Origin of the sequence: Bradyrhizobium sp. HKCCYLRH1030 (assembly GCF_051168395.1) — a bacterium.
In the GTDB taxonomy this organism is placed as follows: Bacteria; Pseudomonadota; Alphaproteobacteria; order Rhizobiales; family Xanthobacteraceae; genus Bradyrhizobium.
The window spans coordinates 280275-302500 of record NZ_JBNPUY010000010.1 but is presented as its reverse complement, the minus strand read 5'-3'; the positions used below and the strand labels follow the sequence as shown (position 1 = coordinate 302500).

The window sequence follows — 22226 nt, the reverse complement described above, 5'->3', positions numbered from 1 at the left end:
GCCGCCGGGCTTTCCGGTCGGCGCGACGATGCCGCCTTCCGCGACCAACCGCGTCACCGTCGCCTCGTCCAAGGTCCACAACGGATAGGACGTTGTCGCGAGATCATGCGACGCCTCGAGGTCGCCGGCATGCTGGCTGCGCGGCACCAGCATCAAGGGGCCGTTGATCGGCATCACCTCGTCGAGAAAGATCGCGATGTTCATCGCGCGCGGCTCCGGCATGCCGTCGTCGCGCTTCCAGGTGCCGTAGTCCTGGTGCCATTGCCAGACATCACCGGTGAAGGCCGATTTGGCGTTGATCTTGAACTGATGCATGTAGACCTTCTCGCCGAAGATCTGCTCGATCGGTTCGATCATGCGCGGATGCGCCGCGAGCACGCGGAAGGCGTCGTTGTAGAGGTGGGCGGCAAACGCCGTGCGCGGCGCGCCGCTCTTCTCGCGCCAGACCTCGGGACGGTTAGCCGCATAGATCGCCTCGGCCTCGCGGGCGAGAAAGGCGGTCTCCTCGGGGCTGAACAGCTCGGGCAGGAACAGCCAGCCCTCGCGGTTGAAGAATGCGATCTGCTCCGGCGTCAGCTTCATGGCCGTCTCCCTCGCCTTGGTTTCCTCGGATGAGGCGCCCGCTCTTTGCGCCGGGCTGCCCCTGCGCCGTGCTCCCATCCTTTCGGCCTGCCGATGGGCATCACGGTGCTTCCGCTGTCGACATTGGCAGAATCCGGGTGGATCGCAACATTCTCCAAGCCTAATTTGACTGGCAGATGATACGGGGCAGAGCGGCGATGGAGTCCGTCATGTCAGAGCAAAGCTTTGCAATTTTCGAGACCGCGATCGGCCCTTGCGCCATCGCATGGGGAGCGCGCGGCATCAATGCGGTGCAACTGCCGATGGGCGGCGTCGCGCAGATCCGCATCCGGATGCAGCAGCGTTACGAAGGCATCGGCGAAGCCGAGCCGCCGCCGCATGTGCGGCGCACCATCACGCGGATCACGGCGCTGCTTGCCGGAGAGCCGGATGATCTCAGCGATGTCGACCTCGATCTCGACGGCGTCAGCGCGTTCCAGCGCGGCGTCTACGAGATCGCGCGCCGGATCCCGCCGGGCCGAACCCTGACCTATGGCGATATCGCCAAGCAGCTCGGGGGAGTCGAGCTGTCACGCGAGGTCGGCCAGGCGCTCGGGCGCAACCCGTGCCCGATCGTCGTACCCTGCCATCGCGTGCTGGCGGCGGGCAACAAGCCCGGCGGCTTCTCCGCCAATGGCGGTGTCGAGACCAAGCTGAAGATGCTGGCGATCGAAGGCGCCGCGGTGAACCATACGCCGAGCCTGTTCGATTGACGGGCGCGGTGACCGGCGCCGCGCCCGTGTCTCAGACCGCCTCGCAGGCGAAGCCGTTGCCCTTGCGGGTAATGCGGCCGACCGAGGGCGACGGGAAGTGCGCCGTGCAGCACAGCGTCGACGTGTCGCAATAGCGCTCGAGAAAGGCGCGGCGCGTCACCCCGGCCTGAGCCGGGTCGACGTCGAATCTCGGTGACAGCTCGGGAAAGCTGAGCTGCAGCGGCGTGTGGATCAGGTCGCCGGCGAACACCGCATCGTCTCTGCCCCTGCCGACGGCGACTGCGATATGGCCGGGCGTGTGGCCCGGCGTCGGCAGCAGCCGGACATGATCACCGATCGCGAATGCGTCGCCGACGATGTCGGCGCGCTTGGCCTCGACCACCGGCAGCACGCTGTCGGCGAATGGAGGCACCTCGGCCTTGGCATTCTGCGCCACCCAGTAGTCATATTCGCGCTGCGCGAACACGTAGCGCGCATTCGGGAAGGTCGGCACCCAGCGGCCGTTGTCGAGCCGCGTATTCCAGCCGACATGATCGGTGTGCAGATGCGTGCACATCACGACGTCGATGTCGTCGACCGATACGCCCGCGGCCGCAAGCGCAAGCATGTAGCTGTCGTCGGTCTTCATGTTCCAGACCGGCCGCGCGCGCGGCTTGTCGTTGCCGATGCAGCTGTCGATCAGGATGGTGTGGTGAGGCGTCCTCACCACGTAGGACTGAAAGCACAGGATCAGCGTGTCCTGCGCATCGAGGGCACCGGCCGCCTGCAGCGCGCTGCGCTCTGCCGCCAGCATCTCCGATGTCAGCTCGGGAAACATCTCACGCGCCGGCAGGAACGTGGTTTCCTGCTCGATGATGCGATGAATGGTCGTGTCTGCAACCGAGAACGTCAGCGTCACGGCAGCTCCTGTTCAGGGATCAAGCCGCCGGCGGCACCGAGATCTTCACCGATTCGCGTTCGAGCATCTTGTTGTGGAACGCGTCGAGTGCTGGAAATGCCTTGCGCCAGCCGCAATCGGCGAAGCGGAAATCGGCATAGCCGAGTACGCAGACGAGTCCGATCGCGACGATGTCGAACGGGCGCGTCATCAAGTCGGGCTGCGCATTGAAGCGCGCCATGCCCATCCAGGCCCTGTTCCAATGATCGTCGGACCAGGCCTGCCAGCGTAGGCCCTCGGGCCGCACCATCGCCTCGTAGCGGCATAGCAGCATGGAATCGAGCATGCCTTGCAGCATGGAATGCTCGCTCTTGACCTTCCAGCGCGACGGGCCGGAAGCGGGGATCAGCTTGTTGCCGCCGGCGAGCTCGTCGAGATATTCGACGATCACGTAGGAATCCAGGATCACGTCGCCATTGTCGAGGATCAGCACCGGCAGCTTCTTCAGCGGCGTGATCTTCGAATACTCCTCATTGGCCTGGCCCGGCACCACGGCTGCAGGCACGAATTCGAGCCGGTCGATCAGCCCGAGTTCGATGGCGGCGATGCGCACCTTGCGGGCGAATGGCGAGGCGGGCGAGAAGGTGAGTTTCATCGGAAGTGTCCTCTGGCTGGTCATTCCGGGGCGATGCGAAGCATCGAACCCGGAATCTCGAGATTCCGGGTCTGGCGCTACGCGCCATCCCGGAATGACTCACAAGTCGATATCGCGCCTTACGCCTCGATGATCTCCTGGCGCTGCTCGCCGAGGCGCTCGATGCCGAGCGTGACGACGTCGCCGACGTTGAGGAAGGTCGGCGGCTTCATGCCCATGCCGACACCCGGAGGCGTGCCCGTGGTGACGATGTCGCCGGGCAGCAGCGTCATGAACTGCGAGACGTAGGAGATGCACTTCGCCATCGAGAAGATCATCGTCGCGGTGGTGCCGGTCTGGCGGCGCTGGCCGTTGACGTCGAGCCACATCGACAGGTTCTGCACGTCTGGAATCTCGTCCTTGGTGACGAGCCACGGACCTACGGGACCGAACGTGTCGTGCGACTTGCCCTTGGTCCACTGGCCCAGGCGCTCGATCTGGAAGTTGCGCTCGGAGACGTCGTTGCAGATCGTGTAGCCCGCGATGTGGTTCAACGCCTCGGCCTCTGAGACGTATTTGGCGCGAGTGCCGATGATGGCGGCGATCTCGACTTCCCAGTCGAGCTTGGTCGAGCCGCGCGGCTTCTCGACCTGATCATAGGGACCGCACAGCGCGGTGTTGGCTTTCAGGAAGAAGATCGGCTCGGCCGGGATCGGGTTGCCGGTCTCCTTGGCATGGTCGGAGTAGTTGAGGCCGATCGCCACGAATTTCGAGATGCCGGTGACAGGGGCGCCGAGCCGCGGCTTGCCGGCAACGGCGGGCAGGGAGGCCGGATCGAGCGCGGCGAGCTTCTTCAGCGACTCCGGCGCATAGGCCGCGCCATCGAGGTCCTTCACATGCGCCGACAGGTCGCGCAACTGGCCGGATGCGTCGATCAGGCCCGGCTTTTCCGCGCCCTTCTCGCCGTAGCGAACAAGCTTCATTGGTTTCTCTCCCTCAAATCCCTGGTATTCCAGAGCCCTGTCATGGAGCATGGCGGGAGGAAATTCAACCTTGCGGGCTATGCGTCGCCGCTGCCCTGTAATGCCTCGAAGCGGAAGGCGGCGCCGTCCCGCCGGATATGGCCGGCATGGAAATGGCCGCCGATCACCAGCGTCTCGGTGTCGGCAAAACGCGAGAACAGCGCCCGCCGGGTCGCGATCGCCTGCGCCGGATCGGAATCGACCGTCGAGCTCCAATCGAGACGCGCCATCTGGCAGGGATGGTGGGCGACGTCCCCGGTGAGCACGGCCTGCGCGCCATCCGAGCGGATGTGCAGGCTGACATGACCCGGGCTGTGCCCCGGCGTCGGGATCAGGGTGATCTCGTCGGTGATCACCGCTTCGCTTCCGACGAACTCCGCGCGTCCGGCGGCGACGATCGGCTGCACGGAATCGGCGAAGGTCGCCGTCTCGTCGGCGGCCTCGCTGTGATCGCGCCAATGCTCATATTCGGTGCGGCCGAAAACGTAGCGCGCATCGGAGAAAGTCGGGACCCAGCGGCCGTCGACCAGCCGCGTATTCCATCCGACATGGTCGACATGGAGGTGGGTGCAGATCACCATGTCGATGCTTTCAGGCGGGAGGCCGGCAGCGCTCATCGTCTCCAGGAACGGTGTCGCGCGGTTGTTCCACATTGGCACGCTGCGGCCCTGCTTGTCGTTGCCGAGCCCGGTGTCGACCACGATCCGCATCGTCGGTGTTTCCAGCACCAGGGTGTGGATCGACATCTTCAGCCGACCTTCATCGGTCGCAAAATCGGGCGTGAGCCAGGACAGCTCGCGGATCGTCTCGGGTGTTGCCTGCGGCAGGATGAAGCGGGTGCCGCCGACGGTCTCCAGCTCGACGAATTTGGTGACCCTGACCCGGCCGATCGTCCAAGACATGCGCGCTTCCTCGTCCTATTCTTGATGCCGGTCACGATGCCGCGCGGCTTGTTCCGGCGCAATGGATCAACTGCCCGGAACAGGCGTTGCTGCAGTCCGTCCATGAGGAGAACGCCATGCCAGAGCTGACGATATCGCCCGAGAAGGTCGCCTTCCTGATCGAAAAGGCGCGCGAGTTCGACGTCAAGGAGCAGGCGACCGATGAGGAATCCGGCTCGAATGCCGTCGATGACGACATGGTCGACGTGCTCCAGGATAGCGGCGATGATCCCGTGGTGCGCGAGATCACCGGCTTCATCAACGCGATGACCGAGGACGAGCAGACCGATCTCGTCGCCTTGATGCGGCTCGGCCGCGGCGACGGCGATATCGACGAGTGGGACGATCTGCGCCGCGAGGCCGCCGGCCAGCGCGACCGCCACACCGCGCGTTATCTGCTGGGCGAGCCGATGCTCGGCGACCTGCTGGCGGAGGGCCTCGATGCGTTCGGCATCGATTGGACCGAAGGCCGCACCACGGCGGATTCGTCGAGCCCAAGCCAGCGCGACGAGGACGAGAAGCGGTAGGTCGTTCGGAAAGGCAGAGTCGCTGTATTCATAGCGCGGATGGCAAACAGAACTCACAGCTTTATTAGTTGGATTCGAATTCCTATTGCGCCGGCACTGCGCTCCCTCGCCCCGCTTGCGGGGAGAGGGTTGGGGTGAGAGGGACTCTCCACAGACACCGCGTTCGCGGAGAGCCCCCCTCACCCCGATTGCATCTCGCGATGCAATCCGACCTCTCCCCGCAAGCGGGGCGAGGTGAAAGCCCGGGATCGGCGTAGCAGGTTTCCGCGCCAGACCGCCCAAGGAAGTCTGTCTTACAGCGTGCCTGGGAAGGCGCCGCCGTCGAGCAGGATGTTCTGGCCGGTGATGTAGCCGGCCTTGGCGCCGCACAGGAAGGCGCAGGCGAGTCCAAATTCCTCGGGATCGCCGAAGCGACCTGCAGGGTTCGTCTTGGCGCGGTCGGCGAGGATCTGCTCCGGCGTGACACCGCGCTTCTCGGCCTCGCCCTTTGCCGTCGAGAGCAGGCGGTCGGTCTCGAACGGCCCCGGCAGCAGCGCATTGATCGTGACGTTGTTGATCACGGTCTTGCGCGACAGGCCGGCGACGAAGCCGGTGAGGCCGGCGCGGGCGCCGTTGGAGAGGCCGAGAATGTCGATCGGCGCCTTCACCGCGGCCGAGGTGATGTTGACGATGCGGCCGAACTTGCGCGCCATCATGCCGTCGACGGTCGCCTTGATCAGCTCGATCGGCGTCAGCATGTTGGCGTCGAGCGCCTTGATCCAGTCGTCGCGGGTCCAGTTGCGGAAATCGCCGGGCGGCGGGCCGCCGGCGTTGTTGATCAGGATGTCCGGATCCGGGCAGGCCTTCAGCACGGCGGCGCGGCCCTCGGGCGTGGTGATGTCGCCCGCCACTTCCGTGACGGTGACGCCAGGATTGGCCGCGCGGATCTCGGCCGCGGTCTTCGCCAGCACTTCGGCGCCGCGCGCCGTGATCGTGACATGTACGCCTTCATTGGCCAGCGCGATGGCGCAGGCGCGGCCCAGGCCCTTGCTGGAGGCGCAGACGATGGCGCGGCGGCCCTTGATCCCGAGATCCACGATTGATCACTCCGATATGTCAGTGAGGCTGGAAGAAAGATGGGCGCATTCTAGCCAACCGAATTGCCGCTGATAAGAGCAGCCGGCCTCTGCCGAATTGCATGGCTCGCTATGACGGGAGAGGCGGCGCCGCCGTGTCCGTCAGATGCGCCGTTCCTGCTTCAGCCGGTCGATCAGGCTTGCGAGCTCCGGAGGCAGCGAGCGGAAGCCTTTTGCGCCTGCGAGCGAGAGCATCGGCCGCAGGCGTGATCCCTCAAGGAAGCGCGGCTGACGCTCGGGGGGAACGATCCTGTCGAACACCAGCACCAGCGTGGTCGCGACCATGCCGGTGCGCACGGCGCCCAGCAGAGCGCCGCCGAGCCGGTCGCCAAAACCGGCCTCGGAACCGATCGCTTCGTCGAGCAGGATGCGGCCGATCTTGCCCAGCGCCATGCCGATGACGACGAAGGCGGCGAAGAACTGCAGCCAGTTCTGTGCCAGCGGAGTGCCGTGCACGTCGCGCAGTTGCGGGCTCATCGCCGCAACCGCGCCCATCGCCAGCGGCATCGCGAGCAGGTAGGCCAGAATCGTGATGGCGCTGCGCAACAGCCCGGTCGAGAAGCCGCTGTAGACGGCAACCATCAGTGCGGCACAAGCGGCGAGGTCGAAAGCGTTCATGGTTGCTCCGCCGCGGTTGTAGGCCGGGCCCGGTAAACGATTCCGGTTTGCGCTACTTCAAATCGTCTGTATCAATGCGCCGCAACAAATGAGCAATCGTGGGAGGAACCATGTCCGAGCTGTTCGACGTCAGCCGCGAGGTGATCCTGATCACCGGCGCGAGCCAGGGGCTCGGCCGGCAGTTCGCCCGGGTTCTATCGGCGCGTGGCGCCGCCGTCGCGCTCGCGGCACGCCAGACCGGCAAGCTCAAGGCGTTGGAGGCGGAGCTCAAGGCAAGGGGTGGTCGCGCCGCCGCGGTCGAGATGGACGTGACGAGCATGGCATCGATCGTCAGGGGCATGGATGCGGCCGAGGCCGCGCTCGGACCCGTGACGGTGCTGATCAACAATGCCGGCATCGCGGTAGAGAAGCTCGCGGTCGAGCAGAGCGAGGCGGATTGGGACGCCGTGATCGGCGCCAATCTGAAGGGCGCCTATTTTGCCGCAACCGAAGCAGCTCGGCGCATGGCCGCGCGCAAGACCGGCGGCAACATCATCAACATCGCCTCGGTGCTCGGCTTCAGCGTCGTCAAGTTCATCTCGCCCTATGCGATCTCCAAGGCCGGCGTGGTGCAGGCGACCAAGGCGCTGGCGCTGGAGCTCGCGGCGAGCGGCATCCGCGTCAACGCACTGGCGCCCGGCTACATCGACACCGACATCAATCACGAGGTCTGGGAGACACCGGCGGGCGAGAAGCTGGTCAAGCGGATTCCGCAGCGGCGCGTCGGCCACGAGAGCGACCTCGACGGCGCGATCCTGCTGCTGGCGTCCAACGCCTCGCGCTACATGACCGGCAGCGTCGTCACGGTGGACGGCGGCTTCCTGCTGACGTGAGGCCCTGCTGATCGGCAGGTTGATTTCCCTCGATGGCGAGCGGTCTCAGCCTTTCAGCTCGCGCTTGATCATGTCGGCGGCCTTCTCGCCGATCATGATGGTCGGCGCATTGGTGTTGCCGCCGATCAGGGTCGGCATGATCGAGGCGTCGACCACGCGCAGGCCGGACATTCCGCGCACCTTCAATTCGGGATTGACCACGGCGAGCGGATCGTCGACGCCCATCTTGCAGGTGCCGACAGGATGGTAGACCGTATCGACGCGGGCGCGCAGGATGGCGCGGATGTCGTCGTCGGTCCTGACATCCGACGTGAACAGGTCGCGCTTGCCGAGGCTGCGCATCGCCGGCGTCTGCATCAGCCGCAGCGTGGTCTTGTAGCCGGCCACCATGGTTTCGAGATCGTCGGCCTCGCCCAGGAAGTTGGGATCGATCAGCGGCGCGGCGAGCGGATCGGCATTCTTCAAGCCGACCATGCCGCGGCTCTTCGGCCGGAGCAGACAGAAATGGCAGGAGAAGCCATTGCCGTGGCGCTTGCGGCCGTGATCGTCGGTGACGGCCATGCCGAAATGCAACTGGATGTCGGGCACGTCGAGATCAGGCCGCGTCTTCAGGAAGCCGCCGCATTCGGCGAAGTTCGAGGTCAGGACGCCGCGGCGCTCGCGGCGATATTGGCCGATGCCCGCCAGCAGCCGGCGCAGGCCCTTCGGCGACAGGGAAGAGAAGTTGGGGTTGTCGGAGGTGTAGGCGAAGATGAAATCCGGATGGTCCTGCAGGTTCTGTCCGACACCCGGCAAATGGTGGACGCCGGCGATGCCGAGCCGCGCCAGGGCGCTCGCGTCGCCGATGCCCGACAGCATCAGCAATTGCGGGGTCTGGAACGCGCCGGAGGCGAGGATCACTTCGCGCCGGGAGCGGATCTCCTTGACCTCCTTGCCCTGGCGATACTTGACGCCGACCGCGCGCTTGCCCTCGAACAGGATCATCGACGCATGCGCCGAGGTCTCGACCCGCAGGTTGCTGCGGCTGCCGAGATGCGGCTGGATGTAGGCCCGTGCCGCGCTCCAGCGCTCGCCATTCTTCTGCGTGACCTGATAGAGCCCGAGCCCTTCCTGCGTGTCGGCATTGAAATCGTCGCGGACCGGAAACTGCGCTTCGCGCGCCGCCTGGAGAAAGATGTCGTGCACGGGATTGTCGGTCCGCAGCCGGCTGACCGGCAGTGGTCCCGATTGGCCGTGATACGCGCCGTTGAACTCGGCGTTGTTCTCGGCGCGCTTGAAGTAGGGCAGCACGTCGTCATACGACCATCCGGTGTTGCCGAGGGAAGCCCAATGATCGTAGTCGGCGCGGTGGCCGCGGATGTAGACCATGGCGTTGATCGCGGAGGAGCCGCCGAGCCCGCGGCCGCGCGGCTGATAGCCGCTGCGCCCGTCCAGGACCTTTTGCGGCACGGTGGTGAAGGACCAGTTGTTGACGGGCCCCGCGACCATCAGGAACAGCATGTAGGGCGTGGTCACGATCCAGTTGTCGTTGCGTCCCCCGGCGTCGAGCAGCGCGACGGATGTCGCCGGATCTTCCGACAGGCGGCCGGCAACCGTTGCGCCGCCGCTGCCGCCGCCCACGACGATGAAATCGACCTCGTCCGTCACGCATCTCTCCCTGATGTTTGTTTTGCTTGTTGTTCGAATGTCGTTCCGGCGGCGCGCGGCAGGTGGCGAAGTCATTTGCGCTGAGCGTCGAACTCGGAATCGAGAGTTTGATCTGCACCCGATCGTCTCGGGATTCCTGGGGGCGCGCTCTGCGCCCCGGGAACGACGATTGGCTAGGACAGGAATCGCAGAAGCTTTTCGATCCGCGCGATGCTGGCGCCGTAGGGTGGATAGAGATCCTTCATGCGGTTGAAGGGAGAGCGGTAGAACACCGGCTTCAACTTGCTGAAGCTGTTGAAGCCCCATTCGCCGTGATAATGGCCGATGCCGGAGGCGCCGACGCCGCCCATCGGCTGGTTCATCTGCGCAAAATGCAGAAGGCAGTCGTTGATGGTGACGCCGCCGGAGACGGTGCGCGCCAGCACCGTGTCACGGGCCGCAGCGTCAGTGCCGAACCAGTACAGCGCGAGCGGCCGGTCGTGGGCGTTGATGTGGCGGATGACGTCGTCGGATTGCCGATAGGTCATGATCGGCAGCAGCGGACCGAAGATCTCCTCCTGCATGACCGCCATGTCCGCGCTCGCGCCGACCACGATCGTCGGTGGAAATTTCCGCAGCTTCTTCCAGGCCGGATCTTCCGGGCTGGTCGTGCTCAGCGTCCTGGCGCCGCGCGCGATCGCATCGCGCAGCAATCCTTCCAGCCTAGCATAGTGCCGCTCGGAGATGATCGACGTGTAGTCGCCATTGGCCGGGTTGGTGCCGAACATCTGCAGCATGTGCCGGTGCAGCTTGCTCGCGAATGCGTCCGCGTGCTGTTCGGGCACGAACACGTAGTCCGGCGCGATGCAGGTCTGGCCGGCGTTGAGCAGCTTGGCATAGGCGATGCGCTCCGCGGCTTCGTCGATGTCGGCGGAGACGTCGACGATGGTCGGTGACTTGCCGCCGAGCTCGAGCGTCACCGGGGTCAGGTTGCGCCCGGCGGCCTCAGCGACGATGCGGCCGACGCGGGTCGAGCCGGTGAAGACCAGATGATCGAACGGCAGCGCGGCAAAGGTCTCCGCGACGCCGTCCTCGATGCCGGTGACGATGAGCTCAGTCGGGTCGAAATTCGCCGCGATGAGCTCCTTGAGCAGCGCGGAGAAGTGCGGCGTCAGCTCGCTCGGCTTGATCATGACCCGGTTGCCGGCGGCGAGCGCGCCGATTGCTGGCGCCAGCGTCAGCTGCAACGGGTAATTCCACGGCGCGATGATGCCGACCACGCCGAGCGGCTGCGGGATCAGGCGGTTGCGCGCCGGCCAGAACTGCAGCGCGGTGGCGATGCGCCGCGGCGCCATCCAGCGCGGCAGCACCTTGAGCGTGTGCCTGATCTCGGCCTGCAGGAACAGCGTTTCGGCAATCGTCGTCTCGACGGCGCAGCGGTGGCCGAAATCGGCCGAGATCGCCTGCTCCAGGCGCTTCTCGTTGTCCGACAGCATCGCTCGCAGCCGCTTCAGGCCGTCCAGCCGTGCCGCGAGAGCGGGCGGGGGCGCATTGCGGGAGGCCTCGACCTGGGCGTGGAACGCGTCGTCGAGCGCCGAGAGGGCTGGGCTCTTCAGGGACTGGTCCATGGACGTCTCCTCGCGTGTACCGCGGCCGCGTGCAGGGCCGTCATTCTGGTTGGCTTAAAGCTGCCGCGTTGCGGGACCCTTGGCAAGCACGGCGTCGGTTTTGTGCCGGCTGGGCGCGAGCGTGGAGCCAATCCATTTGGGGTGTGTGTCGTCGGTCCCTGCCGCCGCCCCCCGAAGAACTTGTCCTTGTCCCCAGCCCGGGCCGTGCCGTGGTCCCGGCCGGCAAATAGGTCGCTCTCATATGTATTTGTAATGTTGAGGTAATTTCTGATGTGAGTCGTGAGAGAGGCGGTGTCACAATCCGGCAAAAAAACTTCCCGAAAGGCCTTTCCAAACCGGCCTCGCATTGGTACATACCGCCCGCACCCGACGGCCGGCTAGGCCAACGGGCTCAAGCCTTCTCAGGAAGCCTTTGGGATGGATCGGCAGCGCCTCGGTGTCTGCCAGGACCGCCCGGCGCTTCTCTGAAGGTGACGCACAAGTTAACGCGGGGTGGAGCAGCCCGGTAGCTCGTCAGGCTCATAACCTGAAGGTCATAGGTTCAAATCCTATCCCCGCAACCATTGAGACCGACACTCCCGTAGCCGACGAGGCTGCGGGAGTTTTGGTTTGTGAGCTGCTGTGCAGCTGAGGACAGTGCCGTCTCCCCCTGAAGCGTGGCATCGGAAGATCCGGGAATTATCACCAGGACGGCGCTCAGGCGACCATGCGAGCCGGCAGACAATCTGCGAAGCGCGTGAACTGAAGTATTGAGGCAACGGCGAAATCCACAATCCGTCTGCCTGCGGTACAACCCCATTGCCCTGGCGTGGGAGCGAGCTTGCACATTGCGCGAGCGCAGCCGCCGTCACGATGTCAGACGCAGCAGGTTGCGCACGGCAGGGCGCCATTCGCCGGTCATGGTGTATTCGAGGCCGAGACGTGCGCCGCAGGTGATCGCCAGCATCGTCAGCGGCGCCGAGACCGCCAACGTCGAGAATGCCGACAGGCCCTGTCCGATCGTGCAGCCCATCGACATGATGCCGCCGGTGCCCATCAGCAGCGCGCCGGTCATGTGACGCTTCAGCTCGCGCGCATCATCGCAGGCCTCCCAGCGGAAGACGCGCGAAAACATTGCCGCGACGAACGAGCCCAGGATCACGCCGGCGACGGAGCCGATCGCAAAATCGGCCCGGCTGCCGGACAGCGTGGCGATGTAGAGCACGGTATTGCCGAGCGGGGCAACGAAGGTCAGGGATGCCACGCGCGCCGGATCGAAATCGTCATTGCCGAGCCAGCTGGTGGCGAACCAGCCGAACGCCACCGCGCAGCCTACGGCGAGGCCGGAGAGCAGCAGGCGCGGCGATCTCACGAGGCGCCCGTCGGCCAATGCCCAGGCCGCGAGCGCGACCGCTGCGACGGAAACGGTTGCCGGCCGCGCATATGAGCCAAGTGCGGGCGACAGCAGCATATCCATGCCCTGGGTCATCGTTTCGGGCAGGCGTATGGAGAGCGGCTCGATCAGCGAGATGCGCAGGAATCCCGTGAGCCCGCGCATCGCGGCCAGGGCTGACACGCCCAGCACCAGAAACACGACGATGGCGCGCAAATCACCGCCGCCGATACGGACCAGTGTCCCGAAGCCGCAGGTGCCGACCAGGGCCATCCCGATTCCGAACGACAAGCCGCCGAGGATGGCGCCGCCGAGCGGAATGGACGACGTCAAGTAGATCGAGCGCGACAGGTCGATCAGGCCGAAGCTGGCGAGCAGCTGGGTTGCGACCAGCGCGACCGCGGCCGCCAGAGCGAAGGATTTGAGTCGCCGGGTATCGGCGCCGAAGAACGCGTCCTCCAGCATCGCGAGCGTACAGAAGCGGCCGGCGCGACCGGCGACGCCGAGAACGGCGCCCGCGAGGAGCCCACACATGAACGTCAGTGCTGATGGGCTGAGCATTCCTCTCCGACATCCTCGTTGGTTTCCTGGCATTGTGCGCCAGGAGCGGCGGGGACGCCAGACCTCTTGCGCCGCTACGGGGCGCGCCGATGCGAAGCCCGAGACCGCGAGGGCCAACCGGTCAGCGGCGGCGCTTGCGGACCGGCTCGCAATAGACGTCGTAGATCGCCGTCAGGATCTTGCGGACATCTTCGCTCGCAAGGCTGTAGTAGATCGTCTTGCCCTCGCGCCGCGTCGTGACCAGCCGGTCGAGCCTGAGACGGGCGAGCTGCTGCGAGACGGTCGACTGCCGCTCGCCCAGGAACTGCTCGAGCTCGGTGACGGATTTTTCGCCTTCGGCAAGGATGCAGAGCAGCAAAAGCCGGGACTCGTGGGACAGTGCCTTCAGCATCTCGCTGGCTTCCCGCGCCTTCTCGATCATCTGCTCGAGCTCGGCAGAGGTTTCGATGTCCTTCAACTTCGGCAGCGGCATGAATTCTGAATCCCTCGGTTGGCGTCAGGAGCGGGCCGGAGCCCCGCTTGTAGCATTCATTATGCGGCCGAGCAGCCCAAAGAAGAACGCATCGCCGGGATAACCGCGGATGCGTCCGATCTCGCGGCCCTGATCGACCACCACGAAGGTCGGGGTGAACGCTCCCGGATCGATACCGGAAAGGTCCGTCGGCAGCGGCTTGGCAAGGTCGACCCGTCGCAGCGGCAGCGCGCGCCCCTCGTCGGTCTTGTCATAGATCGGACCGATTTCCGCGTTGAAGCGGGCGCACCAGCCGCAGCCCGGACGTTCGAACATCACGAGCTCGGAGGCGAACGCCGGGGACGAGAGGCAAATGCCGGTCACTACGGCTCCTGCGAGCGTTGCGAATCCGCGCGATGCACGTCTGCTGGTCATGCCGAGATCCTCTCTGGACTTGGCGGCCAATCTATCATTAAATTCGAATATGTACTAGTGCGCGATTTCCGAATCCTGCCCGGCAGGCCGGGCACGTAGCGCTGGCCGACCGGGGGGAAAGATGGATCTCGACGTCACGCTGGGCGCCGCGCTGGCCGCGGGTCTGTTGTCGTTTCTGTCACCGTGCATTCTGCCGCTGGTCCCGCCGTTCCTGTGCTACATGGCCGGCGTCTCGGCGGCCGACGCGATCGGCGAAACCAGCATGGCCCAGCGGCGGCGGACGGTGCTGACGGCGCTGTGCTTCGTCGGCGGTTTTTCGCTGGTGTTCGTCGGTCTCGGCGCCACCGCCTCGGTGTTCGGAAGGTTCATTGCCGGCCATCTCAGCCAGCTCGGCATCCTCGCTGGCCTCGTCATCATCACGATGGGGCTGCATTTCCTCGGGGTGCTCCGGATCCCGCTGCTGTACCGGAGCGCGACGATCGACGTCGGAAGCAAGCCGGCCGGCCTGCTCGGTGCGTTCGTGATGGGACTTGCCTTCGCCTTCGGCTGGACACCGTGTGCGGGGCCGGTCCTTGCCGCCGTCCTGATGATGGCCGGCGCGGAGGCGACGGTGGGGAAGGGTGCGCTGCTGCTCGCCGCCTATTCGGTCGGGACCGGCATCCCGTTCCTGATCGCCGCTGCCTTCACGGGACAGTTCATGACCACGCTCAAGGGCATCAAGCCGCATCTCCCCCTGGTCGAGAAGACGATGGGCTGCTTTCTCGTCCTGACCGGCGCGGCCTTTCTCGCCGGCGTGATCCCGCGGATGTCCGAATGGATATTCGAGCGCTTTCCGTCGCTCGCCACCATCGGCTGATCAGCCGAAGCGGAAGTCCAATAGATTGACGAAGGACTGCAGTTCGATCTCATAGCGATGCACCAGGCCGGCGTCGCTCTCGCGCGCCGCGCGGCCGATCTCGCCGGCACTCGTCGTGGCGCCGTCGATCAGGCGGCGGAATTCGGCCTGGCTCGCCACGTCGGGCGCGGCGAGGCCGTTGCAGCGTTGCAGCCGGTCGCGCAGCGCTGTGCCGGCCTGGACGACCTCGCCAGGCTCGGCCTTGCCCGCAGCGAACCGCGCAGCTGCGTTGCGCAACGCGTCCATGACGGGTGACAGGTCGAACACGCAATCGCTGAGCTCGACCACGCCGGCGTCCTGCCTCAGGGCGTGAAGCGACCGGCGCAACGCGGCAATGGCCGCCGCAGCGCGTGCCCCGTCACCTGCGGTCAGCGCTTCGTCCGCCTGCTTCAGGCGATCGTTTCCGGTGGCGATCAACTCTGCAAAGGACTTCGCCGAATAGGGCGCATTGGAGCGTTCGGCGAGCCGGCTGAGCCTGCCCCAGGCGATCCGGGCGTCGTCGAGCTCGATCTGCGCCAGGCCCACATTGCCGGTGCGGCCATAGCTCGCGGCTGTGCGCAGGCTGGCCATCGCCGAGCGCATGAAGGCAGCAACATCCGCGTTCTCTTCGGCGTGCCCACGGACGCCATGCGTGAGGCATGACAGCACGAGCGACAGCATGATGACGCGGCGCAGCATCGAATGTCCTTTTCACATTCTGTTATTCGAATATCATGTATCGAAATTCCGTGGACTTGGCAAAGTGGACTTGGCAAAGCGCGCGAGCAGGCTGATGACGACGAACCGGACGATGACGCGGCGCGATCTGGTTGCGCTGCTCTCTGCTGCGGCGGCCGTCGGCCCGGCGTCGGCGCCGGCGCAGGCCGACGCGGCGCTCGGCGACGACGGGCTCTATCACCAGTCCTGGTTTCTCAACAGCTTCCTGGACCTGCGCGAGGATCTCGAAAGCGCGGCGTCGGAAGGCAAGCGGCTTGCGATCATGTGGGAGCTGCGCGGCTGCCCGTATTGCCGCGAGACGCATCTGGTGAACTTTGCCGATCAAGAGATCACGGACTACATCCGCGCCAATTTCGAAGTGCTGCAGCTCAACCTGCTCGGCGCGCGCAAGGTGATCGACTTCGATGGCAACGAGCTTGCCGAGAAGGAGCTCGCCGAGCGCTACGCGATCCGCTTCACGCCGACGTTCCAGTTCTTTCCGCCATCGGCCGAGGGGGTCTCTGCGAAGGAGCCGCTCGCGCGCGAGGTGGCGCGCGCGCCGGGCTATCTCAAGCCGCCGCATTTCCTCGCAATGTTCCGCTTCGTGCGCGAGAGGGCCTACGAGCGCGGCACCTTCCGCGACTATCTCGCTTCGACCAAGGGTTGAGTGCAGTGCGGCATCGAAATACGCTTGACACCAATCACATTATCAAATCATAATTCTTGAATATGATGGATCGTAAGTCCGTCGTGTCATCGTAAGGCGAGGGGACGCCTCGTCGGTCAGGGTGGAAACATGCGCCGTTTGATTCCGGCCGCCTTGCTCTGCGTGTTGCTGTCGGCAGCCGCGCGGGGTGACGAGCCGATCAGGCTCGATGTCGTCGACTATGCCATTCCGAAATCGCTGACGGGCGCGCCCGGCAATGCCGATGCCGGCAAGAAGGTGTTCTTGACGCGGACGCTGGGCAATTGCCTCGCCTGCCATCAGGTGTCGTCGCTGAAGTCGGAGGAGTTTCACGGCGAGTTCGGTCCGTCGCTCGACGGCGTCGCGACCCGCTACAACGCGGCGCAATTGCGCCTGATCGTCGCCGATCCCAAGCGCATCTTCACCGATACGGTGATGCCCGCCTTCTACAAGAACGACGGACTCAATCGCGTCAGGCCGGAGTTCGTCGGCAAACCCGTCCTCACCGCCGCGCAGGTCGAGGACGTCGTCGCCTTTCTCGAAACATTGAAGTAACCGCCTCTGGAGGATGATGCATGGGCGCAATCAACAGACGACAGGCGTTCCTTCTCGGCGGCGGTTTCGTCGCCCTGACGGTGCTGCCGATGGCCGCCAACGCCGAGCCGAGCAACGACGCGGCCGAGATGATCAAGAAGTTCACCGGCGGCAAGGAAGCGGCCAAGGGCAAGATCACGCTCGATCTGCCTGAGATCGCCGAGAACGGCAACACCGTGCCGCTCGCGCTCTCGGTCGAAAGCCCGATGACCGCCGAGAACTACGTCAAGGAAGTGCTGTTCGTGGCCGACGGCAATCCGAATGCCGGCGTCGCCACGCTGATGTTCACGCCGATGTCCGGCAAGGCCGAGGCATCGATCCGCATCCGTCTGGCGCAGACCCAGAACGTGATCGCGGTCGCGAAGATGAGTGACGGCTCGCTCTTCACGGAGCGCAAGACCGTCAAGGTCACCATCGGCGGCTGCGGCGGCTGAGACAGGGGAGAGACGAACATGGCAGACAAGCCGCGCATCAAGCTTCCGAAGGAAGCCAAGAAGGGCGAGATCATCCAGATCAAGACGCTGGTCTCGCATCTGATGGAATCGGGTCAGCGCAAGGATGCGCAGGGCAAGCCGATCCCGCGCAAGATCATCAACAAGTTCACCTGCGAGTTCAACGGCAAGCCGGTGTTCTCCTGCGCGCTGGAGCCGGCGATCTCCGCCAACCCGTACATCCAGTTCGACGCAAGGATCGACGAGGAAGGCACGTTCAAGTTCGCATGGACGGATGATGATGGCTCCGTGGTGACGGCCGAAGAGAAGATCGCGTTGAAGGCCTGATCGGCAGCGTGTGATCGCTAGGAGGAGTGACGGATGTCCATTCGCTACGGTTCTCTCGCCGTCCTGGCTTCGGCCGCGCTGGCCCTGTCGGCAGTCGCGACCTTCGGCCAGGATGCCGAACGGAAGGGCATTCCGGCGCCTCCCGGTCACGTCTTCAAGACCATCATCTCGGGCTATCAGTTCCGCACCAAGGAAACGCGCGCGCTCCAGGATGACGACCTGGAGAATCCCGGCTTCCTCGCGGTGGAGCGGGCCGCCGACGTCTGGAAGACGGTCGACGGCAGCGAAGGCAAGTCGTGCATGAGCTGCCACGGCGAGGCGGAAAAGACCATGAAGGGCGTCGGCGCCGCCATGCCCAAATGGAGCGATAAGCTCAACAAGCCGGTCAATCTCGAGCAGCAGATCAACATCTGTCGCACCGAGCACATGAAGGCGCAGCCCTGGGCCTTCAAGTCGAAGGAACTGACGGACATGACGGCGTTCGTCCGCTACCAGTCGCGCGGCATGCCGGTGGCGGTGAAGACCGACGGTCCGATGTCGCCATGGTTCGAGAAGGGCAAGGAGATCTACTATACGCGGGTCGGGCAGCTCGATCTCGCCTGCGCGTCCTGCCACGAGAAGAACAACGGCAAGTTCATGCGCGCCGATTTTCTGAGCCAAGGCCAGACCAACGGCTTTCCGACCTACCGGCTGCGCGATCAGCGCCTGATCCCGCTGCACGAACGGTTCGAGGGCTGCATGTTCGACGTTCGCGGCGTGCCCTACAAGCCGCTGTCGGACGAGTTCCTCGCGCTCGAAGTCTACGTCGCCTGGCGCGGCATCGGGCTGCCCGTCGAGACACCGTCGGTCCGCAACTAGCCGCGGACACAAGGAAGATACATCATGATATCGCGTCGCGAATTCGTTCAGGTCGCATTGGCGGCGGCTGCCCTGGCGGGTGGCTCCGGTCTTGCGGGTGCGACCCGCGCCTTTGCTCAGCAGAAGCTGACCGAGAAGGAGCTGCTGGCGTTCGATCCGGTCGGCAACGTCACCTTGGTGCATGTCACCGACATCCACGGCCAGCTAATGCCGCTGTATTTCCGCGAGCCGTCGACCAATCTCGGCGTCGGTGACGCCAAGGGCCAGCCGCCGCATGTCACCGGCAAGGATTTCCTCACCCGCTTCGGCATCGCGCCGGGCTCGTCGTCGGCCTATGCGCTGACCTCGGAGGATTTCGAGGCGCTCGCCAAGACCTACGGGCGGATCGGCGGGCTCGACCGCGCCGCCACCGTCATCAAGGCCATCCGCGCCGAGCGCGGCGACAAGGTCGTGCTGCTCGATGGCGGTGACACCTGGCAGGGCTCATGGTCGTCGCTGAAGACCCGCGGCCAGGACATGATCGACTGCATGGCGCTGCTGAAGCCGGATGCGATGACGGGGCATTGGGAGTTCACCTACGGCACCGAGCGCGTCAAGCAGGCGGTCGATGGTCTGGGCTTCCCCTTCCTCGGCCTCAACATCCGCGACACCGAATGGAACGAGCCGGCGTTCGAAGCCTCGACGATGATCGAGCGCGGCGGCGTCAAGATCGCGGTGCTCGGCCAGGCATTCCCGTACACGCCGGTCGCCAATCCCCGCTGGATGATTCCGAACTGGTCGTTCGGCGTGCGCGAGGAGGATGTTCAGACCCAAGTCGACAAGGCACGCAAGGACGGCGCCGGCCTCGTGGTGCTGCTGTCACACAATGGCTTCGACGTCGACCGCAAGCTGGCCAGCCGCGTCAAGGGTCTCGACGTCATTCTCACGGGTCATACCCATGATGCATTGCCTGAAGCGGTCAAGGTCGGCAAGACGCTGCTGATCGCGTCGGGCTCCTCCGGCAAGTTCGTCTCGCGGCTCGATCTCGACGTCAAGGACGGCGAGGTGAAGGGCTATCGTTACAAGCTGATTCCGCTGTTCTCCGACGTGATCACGCCGGATCCGGCGATGGCGGCCAAGATCGCCGAGGTGCGCAAGCCGTTTGCCGCCGATCTCGCCCGCCCGCTGGGACGGACCGAGACGCTGCTGTATCGCCGCGGCAATTTCAACGGCACGTTCGATGACCTCATCTGCCAGGCGCTGCTGCAGGAGCGCGATGCGGAGATCGCGCTGTCGCCGGGCTTCCGCTGGGGCACCAGCGTGATGCCGGGCCAGGAAATCACCTTCGAGGACGTCACCAACGCCACCGCGATCACCTATCCGGCCGTCTATCGCATGGGCATGACCGGCATGCGGCTGAAGGAGATCATCGAGGACGTCGCCGACAACCTGTTCAACGTCGATCCGTACTACCAGCAGGGCGGCGACATGGTCCGCATCGGCGGCATGTCCTACGCCATCGACGTCAACAAGCCGCAGGGGCAGCGCATCTCCGACATGCGCCTGATCAAGACCGGGGCCGCGATCGATCCGACGCGCGAGTATCAGGTCGCGGGCTGGGCCAGCGTCAACGAAGGCACGCAGGGGCCGCCGATCTGGGAGGTCGTGTCGAGCTATCTGCAGCGCCAGAAAACCGTTCGTCTCGAGCCCAACCGGGCCGTCAAAGTCTCCGGAGTGTGACGACGATGTCCAAGGACAAACTACTTCCCTCAGCCACACGCGCGTCGCGCCGTGGTTTCCTGACCGCAGCCGGCGGTCTTGCCGCCACGGCGCTGGCCTCGCAGGCGCGTGCCGGCGTCGGCAATCCCGCCAACCAGCCGCCGAACGTGCCGGAATGGACGCGGACCCTCGGCGAGGGCGTCGCTGTGCGCCCCTATGGCAAGCCGTCGAAGTTCGAGAAGGACGTCGTCCGCCGCGACGTCGAATGGCTGACGGCTTCGCGCGAATCCTCGGTCAGCTTCACGCCGCTGCATGAGCTCGAAGGCATCATCACGCCGAACGGGCTGTGCTTCGAGCGCCATCACGGCGGCGTGGCCGACGTCGATCCGGCCGATCACCGGCTGATGATCCATGGCCTGGTCGAGCGGCCGCTGCTGCTGACGCTCGACGAGCTCAAGCGCTACCCGCGCGTCAACCGCATCCACTTCATGGAATGCGCGGCCAACTCCGGCATGGAGTGGCGCGGCGCCCAGCTCAACGGCTGCCAGTTCACGCATGGCATGATCCACTGCGTGCAATATACCGGCGTCTCGCTGCGCACCCTGCTCGAAGAGGCCGGCGTCAAGACCAACGGCAAATGGCTGCTGGTCGAGGGCGCCGACTCCGCGTCGATGGATCGCAGCCTGCCGATCGAGAAGGCGCTCGACGACTGCATCATCGCCTACAAGATGAACGGCGAGGCGCTGTATCCCGAGCAGGGCTATCCGATGCGCCTGGTCGTGCCGGGCTGGCAGGGCAATCTCTGGGTCAAGTGGCTGCGCCGTATCAAGGTCGGCGACCAGCCTTGGCACACCCGCGAGGAAACCTCGAAATACACCGATCTTTTGCCGAACGGAAAGGCGCGGCGCTTCACCTGGGCGATGGATGCCAAGTCGGTGATCACGAGCCCGAGCCCGCAGGCGCCGATCAAGCACGGCAAGGGCTTCACGATCGTCTCGGGACTGGCGTGGTCGGGCAACGGCAAGGTCAAGCGCGTCGACGTGTCGCTCGATGGTGGCCGCAACTGGTGGCCGGCGCGGATCGACGGCCCAGTGCTCGACAAGGCGCTGACCCGGTTCTACTACGAGTTCGACTGGAACGGCGAGCCGCTGCTGCTGCAGTCGCGCGTCCAGGACGAGACCGGCTACGTCCAGCCGTCCAAGGCCGAGCTGCGCAAGGTCCGCGGCTACAACTCCATCTATCACAACAATGGCATCCAGACCTGGCATGTGCAGGCAAACGGTGAGGTCGAGAATGTCGAGGTCGCCTAAGCTCATCATTGCCGCCGCAGCGCTGGCAGCGCTTGCGGGCTCGGTGGCGTTCGCCGGCGGTCCGAGCGAGAAGACCGAGGCCAAGTCCGATGCCAAGCCGGCGCAGCGCTTCAACATCGGCCGCGCGCCGAGCGCCGAGGAGATCCGCGGCTGGGACATCGACGTCCGTCCGGACGGGCAGGGGCTGCCAGTCGGCAAGGGCACCGTCGCCCAGGGCGAGAAGCTGTTCATGGACAATTGCGCCAGTTGCCATGGCGAATTCGGCGAGGGTGCCGGCCGCTGGCCGGTGCTCGCCGGCGGCAAGGGATCGCTGACATCAGACAATCCCGTCAAGACGGTCGGTTCCTACTGGCCCTACGCCTCGACGCTGTTCGACTACGTCCGCCACGCGATGCCGTTCGGCAGCCCGCAGTCGCTGAAGGTCGACGAGTACTACGCGCTGGTTGCCTATGTGCTGTATCTGAACGACGTGATCACCGATCAGAACTTCGAGCTGAGCAACAGCAATCTCGCCACGATCAAGATGCCGAACGAGGGCGGGTTCATCATGGATGACCGGAGCACGAGCGAGAAGGCGTTCTGGCAGAAGGATCCTTGCATGAAGAACTGCATCGCGCCGGTCAAGATCACCGGACGCGCGACAGCGGTCGACGTCACGCCGGAAGACAAGGACGGCAAGCCGCGAGGCGTCGAGTGAG

At 65.2% G+C, this 22226-nt stretch carries 25 protein-coding genes and 1 tRNA gene (1 of these 26 only partly in view); 13 read left to right on the top strand and 13 right to left on the bottom strand.

Annotation, left to right across the window (positions count from 1 at the left end; genetic code table 11):
- Window positions 1-582: the 5' portion of a phytanoyl-CoA dioxygenase family protein gene (locus tag ACQR1E_RS27390; protein ID WP_315753795.1), read on the bottom strand. 219 nt of this gene lie to the left of the window's left edge; 582 of the gene's 801 nt are visible here — the first part of the coding sequence; the start codon lies at window positions 580-582; its stop codon lies beyond the left edge, outside the window.
- A 209-nt stretch (window positions 583-791) separates the two neighbouring features.
- Here ACQR1E_RS27390 and ACQR1E_RS27385 point away from each other — a divergent pair, with 209 nt between their 5' ends.
- Window positions 792-1334, top strand: a complete 543-nt coding sequence (locus ACQR1E_RS27385) for a methylated-DNA--[protein]-cysteine S-methyltransferase (protein WP_315753793.1) — start codon at window positions 792-794, stop codon at window positions 1332-1334.
- A 31-nt stretch (window positions 1335-1365) separates the two neighbouring features.
- Here ACQR1E_RS27385 and ACQR1E_RS27380 read toward each other — a convergent pair whose 3' ends face one another.
- The 4 genes from ACQR1E_RS27380 to ACQR1E_RS27365 form a co-directional block, all read right to left on the bottom strand.
- Entirely contained in the window at window positions 1366-2232 is an 867-nt protein-coding gene (locus ACQR1E_RS27380) for an MBL fold metallo-hydrolase (RefSeq protein WP_315753791.1), read from the bottom strand.
- Between the two features lie 19 nt (window positions 2233-2251).
- Window positions 2252-2866: a glutathione S-transferase family protein gene (locus tag ACQR1E_RS27375; RefSeq protein WP_315753790.1), complete on the bottom strand. Its 615-nt coding sequence runs from the start codon at window positions 2864-2866 to the stop codon at window positions 2252-2254.
- A 119-nt stretch (window positions 2867-2985) separates the two neighbouring features.
- Window positions 2986-3828 (bottom strand): fumarylacetoacetate hydrolase family protein, encoded by an 843-nt coding sequence (locus tag ACQR1E_RS27370; protein ID WP_315718081.1) that lies wholly within the window; start codon window positions 3826-3828, stop codon window positions 2986-2988.
- 77 nt (window positions 3829-3905) lie between these two features.
- Window positions 3906-4769, bottom strand: coding sequence for an MBL fold metallo-hydrolase (locus ACQR1E_RS27365; protein ID WP_315718080.1), 864 nt, complete (start codon window positions 4767-4769; stop codon window positions 3906-3908).
- Between the two features lie 116 nt (window positions 4770-4885).
- Between ACQR1E_RS27365 and ACQR1E_RS27360 the strand changes: the two genes are divergently transcribed.
- Window positions 4886-5335, top strand: a complete 450-nt coding sequence (locus tag ACQR1E_RS27360) for a DUF3775 domain-containing protein (protein ID WP_315718078.1) — start codon at window positions 4886-4888, stop codon at window positions 5333-5335.
- Between the two features lie 293 nt (window positions 5336-5628).
- Here ACQR1E_RS27360 and ACQR1E_RS27355 read toward each other — a convergent pair whose 3' ends face one another.
- Complete coding sequence (locus ACQR1E_RS27355) at window positions 5629-6411, bottom strand: SDR family oxidoreductase (RefSeq protein WP_315753786.1); 783 nt, start codon at window positions 6409-6411, stop codon at window positions 5629-5631.
- Between the two features lie 141 nt (window positions 6412-6552).
- Window positions 6553-7068 carry a CvpA family protein gene (locus tag ACQR1E_RS27350; RefSeq protein ID WP_315718075.1) on the bottom strand — a complete coding sequence of 172 codons (516 nt, stop codon included), beginning with the start codon at window positions 7066-7068 and terminating at the stop codon, window positions 6553-6555.
- A 110-nt stretch (window positions 7069-7178) separates the two neighbouring features.
- Here ACQR1E_RS27350 and ACQR1E_RS27345 point away from each other — a divergent pair, with 110 nt between their 5' ends.
- Window positions 7179-7940, top strand: a complete 762-nt coding sequence (locus ACQR1E_RS27345; protein ID WP_315718074.1) for an SDR family NAD(P)-dependent oxidoreductase — start codon at window positions 7179-7181, stop codon at window positions 7938-7940.
- Between the two features lie 45 nt (window positions 7941-7985).
- Here ACQR1E_RS27345 and ACQR1E_RS27340 read toward each other — a convergent pair whose 3' ends face one another.
- Window positions 7986-9587 (bottom strand): GMC family oxidoreductase, encoded by a 1602-nt coding sequence (locus ACQR1E_RS27340; RefSeq protein ID WP_434897813.1) that lies wholly within the window; start codon window positions 9585-9587, stop codon window positions 7986-7988.
- A 173-nt stretch (window positions 9588-9760) separates the two neighbouring features.
- A complete protein-coding gene (locus ACQR1E_RS27335; RefSeq protein ID WP_316171771.1) occupies window positions 9761-11194 on the bottom strand; it encodes a coniferyl aldehyde dehydrogenase in 1434 nt (477 codons plus the stop codon).
- A 486-nt stretch (window positions 11195-11680) separates the two neighbouring features.
- On the opposite strand from ACQR1E_RS27335, the gene ACQR1E_RS27330 reads away from it, so the two are divergent.
- Window positions 11681-11757 (top strand) — tRNA-Met (locus ACQR1E_RS27330).
- Between the two features lie 284 nt (window positions 11758-12041).
- On the opposite strand, the gene ACQR1E_RS27325 is transcribed toward ACQR1E_RS27330, so the two are convergent.
- From ACQR1E_RS27325 to ACQR1E_RS27315, 3 genes are all read right to left on the bottom strand, one after another.
- Entirely contained in the window at window positions 12042-13127 is a 1086-nt protein-coding gene (locus ACQR1E_RS27325) for a YeeE/YedE family protein (protein WP_315736267.1), read from the bottom strand.
- Window positions 13128-13248: 121 nt separating this feature from the next.
- Window positions 13249-13599: an ArsR/SmtB family transcription factor gene (locus tag ACQR1E_RS27320; RefSeq protein ID WP_315718315.1), complete on the bottom strand. Its 351-nt coding sequence runs from the start codon at window positions 13597-13599 to the stop codon at window positions 13249-13251.
- A gap of 24 nt (window positions 13600-13623) precedes the next feature.
- The gene (locus tag ACQR1E_RS27315) at window positions 13624-14013 is read right to left on the bottom strand and encodes a thioredoxin (protein WP_315754880.1); all 390 of its coding nucleotides are present in this window, start codon (window positions 14011-14013) and stop codon (window positions 13624-13626) included.
- Between the two features lie 121 nt (window positions 14014-14134).
- On the opposite strand from ACQR1E_RS27315, the gene ACQR1E_RS27310 reads away from it, so the two are divergent.
- Window positions 14135-14869, top strand: coding sequence for a cytochrome c biogenesis CcdA family protein (locus ACQR1E_RS27310; protein ID WP_316176141.1), 735 nt, complete (start codon window positions 14135-14137; stop codon window positions 14867-14869).
- On the opposite strand, the gene ACQR1E_RS27305 is transcribed toward ACQR1E_RS27310, so the two are convergent.
- Window positions 14870-15586 carry a hypothetical protein gene (locus ACQR1E_RS27305; protein WP_315718313.1) on the bottom strand — a complete coding sequence of 239 codons (717 nt, stop codon included), beginning with the start codon at window positions 15584-15586 and terminating at the stop codon, window positions 14870-14872.
- A 94-nt stretch (window positions 15587-15680) separates the two neighbouring features.
- Here ACQR1E_RS27305 and ACQR1E_RS27300 point away from each other — a divergent pair, with 94 nt between their 5' ends.
- The 8 genes from ACQR1E_RS27300 (at window position 15681) to ACQR1E_RS27265 (ending at window position 22225) form a co-directional block, all read left to right on the top strand.
- Window positions 15681-16271, top strand: coding sequence for a thioredoxin family protein (locus tag ACQR1E_RS27300; RefSeq protein ID WP_316166780.1), 591 nt, complete (start codon window positions 15681-15683; stop codon window positions 16269-16271).
- A 129-nt stretch (window positions 16272-16400) separates the two neighbouring features.
- Window positions 16401-16844 (top strand): sulfur oxidation c-type cytochrome SoxX, encoded by a 444-nt coding sequence (soxX, locus tag ACQR1E_RS27295; protein ID WP_315754844.1) that lies wholly within the window; start codon window positions 16401-16403, stop codon window positions 16842-16844.
- A 20-nt stretch (window positions 16845-16864) separates the two neighbouring features.
- Window positions 16865-17317 carry a thiosulfate oxidation carrier protein SoxY gene (gene soxY / locus ACQR1E_RS27290; RefSeq protein WP_315718310.1) on the top strand — a complete coding sequence of 151 codons (453 nt, stop codon included), beginning with the start codon at window positions 16865-16867 and terminating at the stop codon, window positions 17315-17317.
- An 18-nt stretch (window positions 17318-17335) separates the two neighbouring features.
- Window positions 17336-17662: a thiosulfate oxidation carrier complex protein SoxZ gene (soxZ, locus tag ACQR1E_RS27285; protein WP_315718309.1), complete on the top strand. Its 327-nt coding sequence runs from the start codon at window positions 17336-17338 to the stop codon at window positions 17660-17662.
- A 33-nt stretch (window positions 17663-17695) separates the two neighbouring features.
- Window positions 17696-18520 carry a sulfur oxidation c-type cytochrome SoxA gene (gene soxA, locus ACQR1E_RS27280; RefSeq protein ID WP_316171757.1) on the top strand — a complete coding sequence of 275 codons (825 nt, stop codon included), beginning with the start codon at window positions 17696-17698 and terminating at the stop codon, window positions 18518-18520.
- 24 nt (window positions 18521-18544) lie between these two features.
- Entirely contained in the window at window positions 18545-20239 is a 1695-nt protein-coding gene (gene soxB / locus ACQR1E_RS27275) for a thiosulfohydrolase SoxB (protein ID WP_316176139.1), read from the top strand.
- Window positions 20240-20244: 5 nt separating this feature from the next.
- Window positions 20245-21528, top strand: coding sequence for a sulfite dehydrogenase (gene soxC / locus ACQR1E_RS27270; RefSeq protein WP_316166781.1), 1284 nt, complete (start codon window positions 20245-20247; stop codon window positions 21526-21528).
- Window positions 21467-22225 carry a c-type cytochrome gene (locus ACQR1E_RS27265; protein WP_315772271.1) on the top strand — a complete coding sequence of 253 codons (759 nt, stop codon included), beginning with the start codon at window positions 21467-21469 and terminating at the stop codon, window positions 22223-22225. Before soxC ends, ACQR1E_RS27265 begins: the two co-directional genes overlap by 62 nt.
- Window position 22226 lies beyond the last annotated feature (1 nt).

Excerpts from the sequence above, each read along its gene's own strand:
- ACQR1E_RS27325 (WP_315736267.1), bottom strand. The coding sequence starts at position 13,127 with ATGCTCAGCCCATCAGCACTGACGTTCATGTGTGGGCTCCTCGCGGGC.
- soxB (WP_316176139.1), top strand. The coding sequence starts at position 18,545 with ATGATATCGCGTCGCGAATTCGTTCAGGTCGCATTGGCGGCGGCTGCC.
- ACQR1E_RS27335 (WP_316171771.1), bottom strand. The coding sequence starts at position 11,194 with ATGGACCAGTCCCTGAAGAGCCCAGCCCTCTCGGCGCTCGACGACGCG.
- ACQR1E_RS27320 (WP_315718315.1), bottom strand. The coding sequence starts at position 13,599 with ATGCCGCTGCCGAAGTTGAAGGACATCGAAACCTCTGCCGAGCTCGAG.
- ACQR1E_RS27375 (WP_315753790.1), bottom strand. The coding sequence starts at position 2,866 with ATGAAACTCACCTTCTCGCCCGCCTCGCCATTCGCCCGCAAGGTGCGC.
- soxY (WP_315718310.1), top strand. The coding sequence starts at position 16,865 with ATGGGCGCAATCAACAGACGACAGGCGTTCCTTCTCGGCGGCGGTTTC.
- ACQR1E_RS27360 (WP_315718078.1), top strand. The coding sequence starts at position 4,886 with ATGCCAGAGCTGACGATATCGCCCGAGAAGGTCGCCTTCCTGATCGAA.
- ACQR1E_RS27385 (WP_315753793.1), top strand. The coding sequence starts at position 792 with ATGTCAGAGCAAAGCTTTGCAATTTTCGAGACCGCGATCGGCCCTTGC.
- ACQR1E_RS27350 (WP_315718075.1), bottom strand. The coding sequence starts at position 7,068 with ATGAACGCTTTCGACCTCGCCGCTTGTGCCGCACTGATGGTTGCCGTC.
- ACQR1E_RS27365 (WP_315718080.1), bottom strand. The coding sequence starts at position 4,769 with ATGTCTTGGACGATCGGCCGGGTCAGGGTCACCAAATTCGTCGAGCTG.
- soxZ (WP_315718309.1), top strand. The coding sequence starts at position 17,336 with ATGGCAGACAAGCCGCGCATCAAGCTTCCGAAGGAAGCCAAGAAGGGC.
- ACQR1E_RS27265 (WP_315772271.1), top strand. The coding sequence starts at position 21,467 with ATGGCATCCAGACCTGGCATGTGCAGGCAAACGGTGAGGTCGAGAATG.
- soxC (WP_316166781.1), top strand. The coding sequence starts at position 20,245 with ATGTCCAAGGACAAACTACTTCCCTCAGCCACACGCGCGTCGCGCCGT.
- soxX (WP_315754844.1), top strand. The coding sequence starts at position 16,401 with ATGCGCCGTTTGATTCCGGCCGCCTTGCTCTGCGTGTTGCTGTCGGCA.
- soxA (WP_316171757.1), top strand. The coding sequence starts at position 17,696 with ATGTCCATTCGCTACGGTTCTCTCGCCGTCCTGGCTTCGGCCGCGCTG.
- ACQR1E_RS27370 (WP_315718081.1), bottom strand. The coding sequence starts at position 3,828 with ATGAAGCTTGTTCGCTACGGCGAGAAGGGCGCGGAAAAGCCGGGCCTG.
- ACQR1E_RS27345 (WP_315718074.1), top strand. The coding sequence starts at position 7,179 with ATGTCCGAGCTGTTCGACGTCAGCCGCGAGGTGATCCTGATCACCGGC.
- ACQR1E_RS27315 (WP_315754880.1), bottom strand. The coding sequence starts at position 14,013 with ATGACCAGCAGACGTGCATCGCGCGGATTCGCAACGCTCGCAGGAGCC.
- ACQR1E_RS27305 (WP_315718313.1), bottom strand. The coding sequence starts at position 15,586 with ATGCTGCGCCGCGTCATCATGCTGTCGCTCGTGCTGTCATGCCTCACG.
- ACQR1E_RS27310 (WP_316176141.1), top strand. The coding sequence starts at position 14,135 with ATGGATCTCGACGTCACGCTGGGCGCCGCGCTGGCCGCGGGTCTGTTG.
- ACQR1E_RS27300 (WP_316166780.1), top strand. The coding sequence starts at position 15,681 with ATGACGACGAACCGGACGATGACGCGGCGCGATCTGGTTGCGCTGCTC.